This is a genomic window from Arthrobacter sp. StoSoilB5 (genome assembly GCF_019977235.1).
Classification (GTDB): Bacteria; Actinomycetota; Actinomycetes; order Actinomycetales; family Micrococcaceae; genus Arthrobacter.
In genome coordinates this window covers 3,279,580-3,292,035 of the sequence record NZ_AP024646.1, presented here as the reverse complement: position 1 = coordinate 3,292,035, position 12,456 = coordinate 3,279,580, and the positions used below count along the sequence as shown (strand labels likewise).

Below are 12,456 nucleotides of genomic sequence, written 5' to 3'. Positions count from 1 at the left end.
ATAGACGGTGCAGGAGAACACAGGCGCAGCAGCTGACCTTCCGGGCGACGCCGAAGTAACCGATGACTTCGGCCTGGCAGGTGTTCCGGACGCTTTTCAGCGCCTGTGGACTCCCCACCGCATGGCTTACATCAAGGGCGGGCAGGACCAGTTCAAGGACAAGGACGACTGCCCGTTCTGCGTAGGGCCCACCCGTAGCGATGAGGAGTCCCTCATCGTTTATCGTGGCAGGACCTGCTACGTAGTGCTCAATCTTTTCCCGTACAACCCGGGTCACTTGCTGATCTGCCCCTACCGCCATGTTCCGGACTACACGGACATCACAGTGGAGGAAACAGCGGAGTTCTCCGAGCTCACGCAGACAGCCATGCGCGTGCTGCGCAAGGTTTCCAACCCGAGCGGCTTCAACTTGGGCATGAACCAAGGCGTTACGGGTGGAGCAGGAATCGCCGCGCACTTGCACCAGCACGTTGTACCGCGCTGGGGTGGGGACGGAAACTTCTTCCCCATCATCGCCCAGACCAAGGCCATTACGCAGACACTCGACGAAGTCCGCAAACTGGTGGCCGAGGCCTGGCCGGGGGAGTCGAATGCTCAATAGGCATGCGCGTGGTTTCTTTACTTCCCTTTTCACACCCTTGGCGCGTTGGCTCCTCAAAGTCGGCATAAGTCCAGACGCAGTGACAGTTGCTGGTACAGCAGGAGTCATCCTGGGCGGACTGGTCCTGTATCCGCTGGGATACCTGTGGTGGGGTTCGGTGGGGGTGGCATTCTTCGCGTTCTCGGACGTCGTGGACGGCATTATGGCCCGCTTGCAGGGCCGGAGCGGGGGCTGGGGGAACTTCCTCGATTCCACCTTGGACCGCTTAGCGGACGGTGCCATCTTTGCAGGGTTGGCCATTTGGTTCTTCACCGGGGGTGAGGACGCTGCGATCGGTACTGCCGCTGTCATTTGCCTGGTACTGGGGATGGTGGTTTCCTATGCGCGAGCCAAGGCAGAATCACTGGGCTATCAGGCCAGCGTTGGCATTGCCGAACGTGCGGAGCGGTTGGCTTCCGTGCTTCTCATAGCCGGACTGACAGGGCTGGGACTTCCGGCGGTGGTGCTCTTCGCGACCCTGATCCTGCTCGCCCTCGCCAGTGTGGTCACTATCGTCCAAAGAATGGCGACGGTCCGCAAGCAGGCCATGGCCGAAGCCGAGGGAACTGGCATCTGACCAGAGCCCGGTAGCCGCAGTTGTGCAGGTGTCCTACCGTGGCCCTGTTCTTTGCCGCCTAAGGTGGTAATGAATGTACTGCCACCCGGCAACGTGCGACTACTATTACTAGTACTTGGTCACCTTGACCTGAAAATCCGGTGTGCGCTGATTGCGGTCGTGTGGCTGCGCGAGCCTCCGGCAAAAGGTCGTTTATCTACCCATAGGGGTTTTTGTGTCTACACCAGATGTAAGCAACGAAGCCGGTTCGTCCGCGAACAGCGTCACGGGCAGCAGCCGTGTCAAGCGGGGCATGGCGGAGATGCTCAAGGGCGGCGTCATCATGGACGTCGTTAACGTCGAGCAGGCCCGCATCGCCGAGGACGCCGGTGCCGTGGCGGTCATGGCGCTTGAGCGCGTGCCCGCCGATATCCGCGCCCAGGGCGGCGTGTCCCGGATGTCCGATCCCGACATGATCGATCAGATCATCGCTGCCGTGTCCATCCCGGTCATGGCCAAGGCCCGTATCGGCCACTTCGTCGAAGCCCAGGTCCTGCAGTCCCTCGGTGTCGACTACATCGACGAGTCCGAGGTCCTGACCCCGGCCGACTACGTCAACCACATCGACAAGTGGAACTTCACCGTTCCCTTCGTTTGTGGCGCCACCAACCTGGGTGAGGCGTTGCGCCGCATCAACGAGGGCGCGGCGATGATCCGTTCCAAGGGCGAAGCCGGTACCGGTGACGTTTCCAACGCCACGGGACACATGCGCAAGATCCGTGCCGAGATCGCCAAGCTCGCCGCCCTTCCCGAGGACGAGCTGTACGTTGCGGCCAAGGAACTGCAGGCCCCGTACGAGCTGGTCAAGGAAATCGCGGCCACGGGCAAGCTCCCGGTAGTGCTGTTCACCGCCGGTGGCATCGCCACCCCGGCCGATGCTGCGATGATGATGCAGCTCGGCGCCGACGGCGTGTTCGTCGGTTCCGGCATCTTCAAGTCCGGCAACCCCGCCGAGCGCGCTGCCGCCGTCGTGAAGGCCACCACGTTCTACGATGACCCCGACGTCATCGCCAAGGTCTCCCGCGGCCTGGGCGAAGCGATGGTCGGCATCAACGTCGACGAAATCCCGCAGCCCCACCGCCTCGCAGAGCGCGGCTGGTAACAGCAAAAGAAGAGCGCGGCTGGTAACAGCAAAAGAAGTATGCCGCCGGCCGGTCACCTCCTTCCGAGGTGGCCGGCCGGCGTCGTGTTCTACTCCAGTCCGCGCCGCTTCAGGAGCGGCTCGAGTTGGGCGTCCCTGCCGCGGAACGCCCGGAACGATTCCATCGGATCCTGGCTGTTTCCCCGGGCGAGCAGCTCGCGACGGAACCGCTCGCCGTTTGTGCGGGTCAGGCCGCCGTTTTCCTTGAACCACTCAACGGTGTCCGCGTCCAGGACCTCGCTCCAGATGTACGAGTAGTAGCCGGCAGCGTATCCGGCTCCGGCAAAGATGTGCTGGAAGTAGCCGGTGCGGTAGCGCGGCGGAATCAGCGGGTGTGCGATGCCGGCGGCGGCGAGGGCCTTGGCTTCAAAGGCAAGCACGTCCGCAGGGACGTCCTCCGCGGACAGCACGTGCCATGCCACATCCAGCAACGCTGCCCCCAGGTATTCCGTGGTGGCAAATCCCTCACCCCACAGCAGTGATTCGTTGATGTGGTCCACGATCTCCTGGGGAAGCGCCTCGCCTGTGGCGTAGTGGCGGGCGTAGTTCTTCAGTACTTCCGGCCACATGATCCACATCTCGTTGACCTGCGACGGGTATTCCACGAAGTCGCGAGGTACGGACGTCCCGGAGAACCGGGGATAAGTCACGTCCGAGAACAAGCCGTGCAATGCATGCCCGAATTCATGGAATAGCGTCCGGACCTCGTCCAGGGAGAGGAGTGCCGGCTCACCCGGTGCCGGCTTGGTGATGTTGAGGTTGTTGATCACCACGGCCTGTGTGCCAAGGAGCCGCGACTGTTCCACGAGCGAGTTCATCCAGGCTCCTCCGCGCTTGGATTCGCGGCTGTAATAGTCTCCAAGGAAGAGACCCAGGCTGCTGCCGTCATCGTTCCGGACCTCCCATACGCGGACGTCCTCGTGGTACCCGGCGAGGTCCAGCCGTTCATGGAACGTGATGCCGTAGAGCTGGCTCGCCGCGAAGAAGACACCCTCAGCCAAGACCGTTTCAAGGCTGAAATAGGGCCTGATGACCTGTTCGTCCACGTGGTACTTTTCCCGCCGAACCTGGGCGGAATAATAGGCCCAGTCCCAGGGCTCCAGCGAATGACCCGCGGATTCGGCCAAAGCCTGGGCCTCGGTTTGGGCATTTCCGAGCGCTGCAGGTGCCAACCGTGCCAGCATTGCCCGCACTGCCTCGAAGTCCGGGGCCGTTTGCTGGTCCACCACGAGCTCCGCGAAGTTTTGAAAGCCCAGCAGGCTCGCTTTCTCCGCACGTAAACGGACTGTTGCCGTCACCAGATCGCGGACGTCCAGGCTCCCGCCGTCGGTTCCCCGCGCGAGGGAGGCTTCAAACAGCCGACGCCGGATGGCCCGGTTTTCGAGCCAGGCGAGGGCGGGTTGGTTGCTTGGCTGGATCAACGTCAGGAGGTACCTGCCGTCGTGACCCCCGGCTTTGGCGGCCTCGGCAGCGCCTGCGATATCTTCGGCGGGCAAGCCAGCCAGGTCCGCGTCGTCGTCGAGGAGAAGTGATGCAGCCTTCATGGCCTCCTTGACGCGTTGGCCGAATTCGGTGCCCAGACGTGAGAGTTCGGCGTTGATTTTCCGGAGCCGCGCCTGTCCATTGTGGTCCAGTTGAACGCCGGACTGCCGAAACTCTTTGAGGTACTCCTGCACCAGACGGTCGGATTCGGCATCCAGGCCTGTGGTGTCAATGGCCGTGAAGCGCTCATACAAGCTTCGGTTCATATAGATGGCGTCTTGGTGTGCGGCAAACTTGGGCGACAACCCAGTCTCCAACTCCCTGATGGCCTCCGATGCATCGGCCGATACGAGTGTAAAGAACGCAGCCGCGGCACGGTTGAGCAAAAGCCCGCAGTGTTCCATGGCCAGGGCAGTGTTCTCGAAATTGGCCGGGGTGGGGTTCCCGGCAATCTGTTGGATCTCCTGGAGATGTTCGGCCAGTCCTGACTCGACGGCTTCGGCGTAGTCCTCAGTGGTGATTGCTTCAAAAGGTGGCAGCCCGAAAGGCAGGGGGCTGGGGCTCAACAGAGGATTGGTCATGAAGCGACTCTTTCACTTAAGAATCGTGTCCTCAAGAGTGGCTCGCCAGGATCCACTCCACTTGGCGCCGTAGGATTGCCGTTATGGGGTACATCACTTCTTCCGGGCGACGAATGGTCGGCCTGCTTGCGGCATCAGTATGTGCGTTGTCCTTGACGGCCTGTGGAGTCATCGCAGATAACGATTCCCGGGAGAAGAGCAGCGCCGCTACCGCTCCCGTGACTGCAACATCCACACCAACGCCGACGCCGACGCCTACCCCTGGCAAGGGACCCGCCTGTCCAGAGCTGCGCTGTACGTCCATCACTGTGACCGGCGACATGCTGGTCCATACACAGCTATGGCAGCAGGCCCGGGCCGATGCCGCCGCCGCAGGCCAGCCAGGGTACAACTTCGTACCGCTCCTCGAAGGCCAGCGCCGCTACATCCGGAACAGCGATCTCGCCATATGCCATCAGGAAACTCCTGTAGCCACTCCGGAGGGTCCGTTCTCCGCGTATCCTTCCTTCAATGTGCCGCCGCAGATCGTTACCGCCTCCAAGGACGTCGGGTACCAAGCCTGCACCACGGCCAGCAACCACACTATTGACCGGGGGACTGAAGGGTTGCTCCGGACGCTGGACGCATTGGATGCTGCCGGACTCAAGCACACTGGTTCGTACCGAACGGAAGCTGCATCACAGGAAATCCTGATGCTCAAGACCGACGCCGCCACGGTTGCGGTCATCGTTGGCACCTACGGTCACAACGGACAAATTCCGGAGTACCCGTGGCTTGTTGACGAGCTGGACCCCACGGCCATGATTGCGAAAGCCACCAAAGCCCGTGCCCTCGGGGCGGATATCGTCCTGGGCGTCATGCACGCCGGTGATGAGTATGCCAGCGAGGCCAATGCCCAGCAGCAGGAAGTCGCCCACGCGTTGGTGGACAGTGGCCAATTCACCATGGTCTACGGACACCACACGCACTCCGTGCTGCCGATCGAAAATTACAAGGGTACGTGGATTGTCTACGGACTGGGCAACGGAGTCACTGAATTGTCGCCCTGGTATGTGGTCAACAACGAGGGGCTGCTGGTCCGGGCCCAGTTCAGTCAGAATGCCGCTGGCGTTTGGGCTGCGTCCGATCTCGCGTGGGCGCCGTCTGTGATTGTTCGGGATCCCTACCGGTGGTGCTCGGTAGCCAGCGACGCACCGCAGGGAGTCTGCGCTTCGCCGGCAGCCGATGCAGAAACCCACGAGCGCACCAAAGCGGTGGTCGAGTCGATGGGCGCGGCAACTGCAGGCGCCCACGAGTTGCTGATTACCAAGGAAAAATAGCTTCTACCGGGGCCTGCGGGCGGCGTGTTCCCGCGCGAGGCGGGCATAGTCGTCGTCGGGCGTTCCAGGCACGAAGGTGCCGTATTTCCGTTCCACTGCCGTTCGGATCAGGAAGTCGGCTATCGCCGGATTCTTGGGCAGCAACGAACCATGCAGGTAACTGGCCACGACGTTGCGGTAGCGGGCGCCCTCGTGGCCGTCCTTGCTGTTGTTTCCTGCACCTTTGGTGACGGTCCCAAGGGGTTCGACGCCGGGGCCCAGCGTGGTCTGTCCGCTGTGGTTCTCGTAGCCCAGGACGTCCCCGAACTCCGGCGACTTGAGGGTCACGTTGCCGATAAGCCGTTCGTCGGTACCGTGGGTTTCGACGTCAAGAATGCCGATGCCCGGAATGACGGGGCCCGCGCTGGTCTTAAAGAACTTCCCGAATAGCTGGTAAAGGCCGCAAATGACCAGCATTGGCGCGCCATCATCCGCAAGGGCCCGCAAATGATCGGCGCGTGCCTGAAGATCATCCTGAATAACCAGCTGGCCGCTGTCCTGCCCGCCGCCACCCACGATGATGTCAATGTCGCCGGGAAACTCGTCGCCAACGTTGTATTCGAGCAGCTCCGGAGTGTAGCCATGCCACTTGATTCGTTGCTGGAGGACCAGGGCATTGCCCCAGTCGCCGTAAATGTTCATGTCCCGCGGGTACAGCTGGAGGACGCGGACGGTTCCTTTGGCGGGCTGTGCTTCCGAGGTCATGAGACCACCTCAACTATGGTGATTTTGGCCAGTTCGCGGCGGATCGCGAGCATGGCAGTGTAAGTGCAGAAAATCCGCTTGGGCTTGCCTCGCGAGCCGTCGATGAACGCGTGCAGGGCCGCAGTGATGTCGGTCTCGACCGTGCCGAAGCGAACCTCGTCGTATTGCAGGCGCAAGGCCATGTCGTAGGCGCGGACGCCGGTAAGGACCTCAACGCCATCTTCCCTCAGGGACTCGAAGTCAACGTCCCAAAGCCAGGACATGTCCCTGCCATCTGCATAATTATCGTTGATGGCGATCATGGTGGCGTATCCGCCGGCAGGGAAGGACTTAAGCCCGAGCCGGAATCCACTGGGATTCTTGACGAGCACAAGTTCCAACGGCTGGCCATCCACCGTGAGGCTTTCCCCGCGACCGAAAGCGGGAGCGACATCACCCAGGGCTTTGACCAGTTTGGGAGTGTCCACGGCCCCCGTGCCAAGGATGGCCCTGGCCAGGGAGAGGGCGGCCGCCGCGTTGAAGATGTTGTAGACGCCGCGCAGTTTCATGCCCGTGGTGACCGTTTCGCCGTCGAACTCGAAGTCGGCATCCTGCGCACCCACGCGGCGGAGCACGACGTCGGCGGCAGGGCCGTCGGATACCTCACCCGCGGTGCCGGGGGCCGGCGTATTCGGGGAAGACGGTCCGGTGGTGGCGGTTCGCATATCGTCGTCGTTGGGGAACGTGCTGCGGAGTGACTCATCCAGGCCGAAGTAACGGACGCTGGGATTGTGGACGGCCCCCGGAACGTTCAGGACGTTGGCAATGCGTGCCACGCGTGGGTCTTCACGGTTCAACACCACTGTATCCGTGGTCTTCAGTGCAATGTGTTCGAGCAAGCGGGCGGTCTTGTCGATCTCGCCGAACCGGTCAAGTTGGTCCCGAAGGACGTTCAGCAAGAGGCTGAAACGCGGTGGGACCTTGTTCACGAAGTGCACGGCGTGTGCTTCGTCGAGTTCGAGGATGGCGACATCGGCGTCGAGGCGGCCACGCCAGTCAACATCGCCGAGGAGGGACGCGGCTACGCCCCGGGTGAAGTTACTGCCGGTGCGGTTGGTGAAGACCTTCAGGCCTTGGCTTTCCAAGAGCTCGACTACCATCTTGGTGGTTGTGGTCTTCCCGTTAGTGCCGCTGACAACGGCCACGCCATGGGGAAGGCTGGACAGCGTTCTCTGCATGAAACCGGGATCGATTTTTTCGACCACCAAGCCGGGGAAAGCAGAGCCGCCACCCCGGAGCCGGGACAGTGTGCGGACCAGCTTGCCGAGGGGAACGCTGAAGGAAAACATGCTCTGTAATATATCCCAGTTAAGGCATGGAACTTGGCGTGGAAGCCCCTCCGGTTGGTCACCTCGCTTGTCCTCCGGAGGAGTTTGCCGGACCGGGCCACTATGATGGTCGAATGACCAACCCCCTTTCCGACGCTTCATCACGCGTGGGTGCAGGACTCCGGATCGGCGTACTGGCCCTCCAAGGCGACTTCCGCGAGCACATCCACGCCGTGGAAGCCGCAGGCGCCACGGGTGTGGGCATCCGTCGCCCCGCTGAGCTGGATGACGTTGACGGCCTCATTATCCCTGGTGGGGAGTCCACCACGATCGACAAACTCTCACGGATCTTCGAACTCGCCGATCCGCTCCGGAAACGCATCGCCGACGGCCTTCCCGTTTATGGCTCCTGTGCCGGCATGATTCTCCTTGCCGATGAGATTGCGGATCCCGCCACGGACCTGGACGGAAACCCGCAGCAGACCTTCGGTGGGCTGGACATCACCGTGCGCCGCAATGCCTTCGGCCGCCAGCGCGAGTCCTTTGAAACCGACCTTGATTTCAAAGGACTCGACTTCAGCGCAGGGGAGCAGGGCGTTGATCCGGTGCACGCAGTCTTCATCCGTGGACCTTGGGTTGAACGGGTTGGCCCCGGAGTTGAAGTCCTGGCCCAGGTTGATCCGGAGCATGCCAGCCACACCGCCACTTTGCACGGATTGGCTAGAATTGTTGCAGTGCGCTCCGGCCAGCTGCTGGCCACCTCTTTCCATCCGGAAGTGACAGGTGAGAAGCGCGTGCATGAACTCTTTATTCGAATGATCAGAGGAGAAGCGTAAAGCATGTCAGGCCACTCCAAATGGGCGACGACCAAGCACAAGAAAGCCATCATTGATAGCCGGCGTGCAAAGTCGTTCGCAAAGCTGATCAAGAACATCGAAGTTGCTGCCCGCATGGGCGGGCCGGACCTCGCCGGCAACCCTGGCCTGGAACTCGCTGTTACCAAGGCGAAGAAGACCTCGGTTCCCAACGACAACATCGACCGCGCCATCAAGCGTGGGGCCGGCCTCACGGGCGAAGTGGTCGATTACACCGAGATCATGTATGAAGCCCGTGGTCCCCAGGGCTCGGCGTTGTTGATCGAGTGCCTGACCGACAACAAGAACCGTGCGGCTTCAGAAGTTCGGCTCGCGATTTCCCGCAACGGTGGCACTATTGCCGACCCCGGCTCGGTTAGCTACCTCTTCACCCGCAAGGGCGTCGTGGTGCTGCCGAAGAACGGTCTGAGCGAGGACGACATCCTGATGGCCGTCCTGGACGCAGGCGCAGAAGAAGTCAAGGACAGCGGCGAGAACTGGGAAGTCCATTCCGAGCCCTCGGACCTGCAGGCCATCCGTGACGCCTTGAAGGATGCCGGCATCGAGTACGAATCCGATGAAGCTGAATTCGTGCCCTCCATGCAGGTGGACCTCGATATTGATGGTGCCAGGAAGTTCATGAAGCTCGTGGATGCGCTGGAAGACCTGGACGACGTCCAGAACGTCTACAGCAACGCCGACTTCAGCGAGGAAGTGCAGGCTGCCCTCGACGCCGACTAGGCGGGGCAGCACGTCTATTTTGACAACAAACAGGGAGGCCCGGACTTGACTCTTCGCGTATTGGGAGTCGATCCGGGCCTCACCCGTTGCGGCATCGGTGTGGTGGATATCGAGCGGAACCGGCGAGCCACCATGGTGGCTGTTGGTGTCGTCGGCACTTCCGCGGAGCTGACGCTGGACAAGCGGCTTTTGGTCATCGCACAGGCCATTGACGAGTGGCTCGATCTTCACGAGCCGGACGTCGTCGCCGTCGAGCGCGTTTTTTCGCAGATGAACGTCAGCACGGTGATGGGCGTGGCCCAAGCCTCTGGCGTTGTCATCGCAGCGGCCGCGCGTCGCGGTATCCCTGTTGCCTTGCACACGCCTTCTGAAGTCAAGGCGGCCGTGACCGGAAGCGGTACAGCCAATAAGGACGCGGTCACTAAATTGGTTACGAAAATTCTCCGGTTGGACGCTCCGCCAAAGCCGGCGGATGCGGCGGATGCCCTTGCCCTGGCGCTCACCCACGCATGGCGGGCGGGTAGCGGAATGGGTGCGCCTAATGCTTCCTCCGGCAAGGATTCGCTCACGCCGGCGCAACGTGCGTGGGCTGAAGCAGAAGCGAAAGCGCGCCGCGCACGCTGATTGTCGGTAGCCCTTGCTAGGGTATTCGTAGATATGTTCGGATAGTTTGCTAATCTCAGGAGCCGGGTCTTGATCAGTTTTCTCCGTGGAACAGTAGCCCACGTTGGCTTGTCGACCGCCGTGATCGACCTCAACGGTGCGGGAATGAGCGTCTTCGCTACTCCCCAGACCTTGAGCAACCTGAAAGTCGGCACTGAGGCGAAGCTCTTCACCTCCATGATCGTCCGTGAGGATTCCCTTACGTTGTTCGGTTTCGCCGATGACGATGAACGCGAGGTTTTCGATGTCCTGCTGAGCGTTAGCGGCGTCGGTCCACGTTTGGCTCTGGCCGTGCTTGCGGTGCACGAGCCCGAAGCGATCCGGGTTGCGGCGCACACCGGCGATGGCAAGGCGTTCACCAAAGTCCCTGGCATCGGGCCCAAGGTCGCTGGGCGGATAGTCCTTGAACTGGCCGGCAAGCTGGTCCCGCACGGCACGGGCACAGGAACAGCGCCTGCAGTCATCAATACAGTGGAATGGAAGCCCCAGGTGGTAGCTGCCATGACCAGTCTGGGGTGGTCCGAGAAGGACGCCGCGGGCAGTATCGACAAAGCAATGGCGGATTCACCCGAACTTGTTGACGCCGGTAATGTGGCGCAGATCCTCCGGGCTACTTTGCGCTGGTTGGGCCAGGACGGCGCGCGCGCCGGAAACCGTGTAGGCACCCGTGGCTGAGCAATCCCTCGTCGCCGGAGGGGAAGAGCCGGAGGAACGGGTCATTGAGGCCGCACTCAGGCCGAAGAACCTTCATGATTTTGTGGGCCAGCACCGTGTCCGCAAGCAGCTTTCCTTGGTGCTTGAAGCCTCGCGGATGCGGGGCCGGAGCGCTGACCACGTACTGCTCTCAGGGCCTCCCGGTCTGGGCAAGACGACTCTTGCCATGATCATTGCCGCAGAGATGAACGCACCATTGCGGATCAGCAGCGGACCAGCCATCCAGCATGCCGGCGACCTCGCGGCGATCCTCTCCTCGTTGTCCGAGGGCGAGGTGTTGTTCCTTGACGAAATCCACCGTATGTCCCGCCCGGCCGAAGAAATGCTCTACATGGCCATGGAAGACTTCCGCGTGGACATCGTGGTGGGCAAGGGTGCTGGCGCAACTGCGATTCCCCTTGAACTTCCACCCTTCACCCTCGTCGGTGCCACCACCCGCGCCGGCCTGCTGCCGGGCCCCTTGCGGGACCGCTTCGGTTTTACGGGGCACCTGGAGTTCTACTCCGTAGCCGAACTGGAACTCGTACTGCGCCGCTCGGCTGGATTGCTGGACCTGAAGGTCAACTCAGCCGGATTCACGGAGATTGCCGGACGATCCCGGGGCACGCCACGTATCGCAAACCGCTTGCTCCGCCGTGTCCGCGACTGGGCCCTTGTCCACGGAATCGAACAAATTGACGCGCGGTCGGCGTCTGCTGCCCTGGACATGTACGAGGTAGATGAACGGGGCCTGGACCGCCTCGACCGCTCGGTCCTTGAAGCATTGATTACCAAGTTCAACGGCGGACCCGTGGGTCTTTCAACTCTGGCCATCGCCGTGGGCGAAGAGCCGGAAACCGTCGAAACCGTTGCCGAACCATACTTGGTGCGCGAAGGACTGCTGGGGCGGACCCCTCGTGGCCGTATCGCCATGGCACCAGCTTGGACGCACCTTGGCTACGCTGTGCCGGCAGGTGTATTCGGCCAGGAGACCCTCGCGCTGTTTGACGAGGATGAAAACCACGCCGAAAGCGTAGATACCATCGGTTAACACGCTGTATTCAGCTTTTCCCACTAGACTGGTATGACGCTCGGCACGTTCGAGTCCTTGATCCATGCGCCCGCTTCGCTGTGAAGCGAGTTGCCGTGCGGGGGTTTACTCCCGTGACCGCAGGATCTGCCGGGGACGTTGCCGTGAACCAAAACGTAAGTACAGAACGGAACTTCCCTGTGGATCCAATGACCATATTGCTGTTCGTCATGCTTGGACTCTTTGTCTTCATGATGTTCCGCCGCAACAAGAAGACCCAGCAGCAGCAGGCTGAGATGCAGTCCAAGTTCGCTCCGGGCGTCGATGTCATGACCAGCTTCGGTCTCTTCGGGCGCATCGTGTCCATTGATGAAGCTGAGAACAAGGTCGTTATCGAGCTGTCTCCCGGGAACCAAGCTACGGTTCACCGCCAGGCGGTCACCAAGGTCGTCGAAAAGGCCGAAGAGGAAGCCCCGGTTGTGCCGGATGACGCTTCTTCGCTGACCGTTGCTGACGGTGAAACTCCCTCTGCGACCGAGACGCCGGAAGAAACCATCGCGCGCCTCAATAAAGAGGACAAGAAGGACAACTAGCACCGTCAGTCGCGGCAACACCGCGCAAGAACACTTCTACGGCAGCGGAAAG

13 protein-coding genes are annotated in these 12,456 nt (G+C 61.6%); 10 read left to right on the top strand and 3 right to left on the bottom strand.

Annotation, left to right across the window (positions count from 1 at the left end; genetic code table 11):
* Nucleotides 1–7 precede the first annotated feature (7 nt).
* The 3 genes from LDN75_RS14810 to pdxS all read left to right on the top strand — a co-directional run bounded on the left by LDN75_RS14810 (nt 8) and on the right by pdxS (nt 2,358).
* On the top strand, nt 8–601 hold the full coding sequence (locus LDN75_RS14810) for an HIT domain-containing protein (protein ID WP_216925531.1): 594 nt from the start codon (nt 8–10) through the stop codon (nt 599–601).
* Complete coding sequence (gene pgsA / locus LDN75_RS14805) at nt 591–1,217, top strand: phosphatidylinositol phosphate synthase (RefSeq protein ID WP_223933037.1); 627 nt, start codon at nt 591–593, stop codon at nt 1,215–1,217. The genes LDN75_RS14810 and pgsA overlap by 11 nt, the downstream gene beginning before the upstream one ends.
* Nucleotides 1,218–1,431: 214 nt before the next feature.
* Nucleotides 1,432–2,358: a pyridoxal 5'-phosphate synthase lyase subunit PdxS gene (gene pdxS, locus LDN75_RS14800; protein ID WP_211712266.1), complete on the top strand. Its 927-nt coding sequence runs from the start codon at nt 1,432–1,434 to the stop codon at nt 2,356–2,358.
* Nucleotides 2,359–2,447: 89 nt separating this feature from the next.
* On the opposite strand, the gene LDN75_RS14795 is transcribed toward pdxS, so the two are convergent.
* A complete protein-coding gene (locus LDN75_RS14795; protein WP_223933036.1) occupies nt 2,448–4,460 on the bottom strand; it encodes a M3 family metallopeptidase in 2,013 nt (670 codons plus the stop codon).
* A gap of 83 nt (nt 4,461–4,543) precedes the next feature.
* On the opposite strand from LDN75_RS14795, the gene LDN75_RS14790 reads away from it, so the two are divergent.
* Nucleotides 4,544–5,779 carry a CapA family protein gene (locus LDN75_RS14790; RefSeq protein ID WP_223933035.1) on the top strand — a complete coding sequence of 412 codons (1,236 nt, stop codon included), beginning with the start codon at nt 4,544–4,546 and terminating at the stop codon, nt 5,777–5,779.
* A gap of 3 nt (nt 5,780–5,782) precedes the next feature.
* On the opposite strand, the gene LDN75_RS14785 is transcribed toward LDN75_RS14790, so the two are convergent.
* Nucleotides 5,783–6,523: a glutamine amidotransferase gene (locus LDN75_RS14785; protein WP_223933034.1), complete on the bottom strand. Its 741-nt coding sequence runs from the start codon at nt 6,521–6,523 to the stop codon at nt 5,783–5,785.
* A complete protein-coding gene (locus LDN75_RS14780) occupies nt 6,520–7,851 on the bottom strand; it encodes a Mur ligase family protein (protein WP_223933033.1) in 1,332 nt (443 codons plus the stop codon). Before LDN75_RS14780 ends, LDN75_RS14785 begins: the two co-directional genes overlap by 4 nt.
* A 113-nt stretch (nt 7,852–7,964) precedes the next feature.
* Here LDN75_RS14780 and pdxT point away from each other — a divergent pair, with 113 nt between their 5' ends.
* The 6 genes from pdxT (at nt 7,965) to yajC (ending at nt 12,404) form a co-directional block, all read left to right on the top strand.
* A complete protein-coding gene (pdxT, locus tag LDN75_RS14775; RefSeq protein WP_223933032.1) occupies nt 7,965–8,666 on the top strand; it encodes a pyridoxal 5'-phosphate synthase glutaminase subunit PdxT in 702 nt (233 codons plus the stop codon).
* Between the two features lie 3 nt (nt 8,667–8,669).
* Nucleotides 8,670–9,425, top strand: a complete 756-nt coding sequence (locus LDN75_RS14770; protein WP_216925538.1) for a YebC/PmpR family DNA-binding transcriptional regulator — start codon at nt 8,670–8,672, stop codon at nt 9,423–9,425.
* Between the two features lie 45 nt (nt 9,426–9,470).
* A complete protein-coding gene (gene ruvC, locus LDN75_RS14765) occupies nt 9,471–10,049 on the top strand; it encodes a crossover junction endodeoxyribonuclease RuvC (protein ID WP_223933031.1) in 579 nt (192 codons plus the stop codon).
* Between the two features lie 69 nt (nt 10,050–10,118).
* On the top strand, nt 10,119–10,763 hold the full coding sequence (gene ruvA, locus LDN75_RS14760; protein ID WP_223933030.1) for a Holliday junction branch migration protein RuvA: 645 nt from the start codon (nt 10,119–10,121) through the stop codon (nt 10,761–10,763).
* Entirely contained in the window at nt 10,756–11,832 is a 1,077-nt protein-coding gene (gene ruvB / locus LDN75_RS14755; protein WP_223933029.1) for a Holliday junction branch migration DNA helicase RuvB, read from the top strand. Before ruvA ends, ruvB begins: the two co-directional genes overlap by 8 nt.
* A 188-nt stretch (nt 11,833–12,020) precedes the next feature.
* A complete protein-coding gene (gene yajC, locus LDN75_RS14750; RefSeq protein WP_223937591.1) occupies nt 12,021–12,404 on the top strand; it encodes a preprotein translocase subunit YajC in 384 nt (127 codons plus the stop codon).
* The last annotated feature ends 52 nt before the right edge of the window (nt 12,405–12,456 follow it).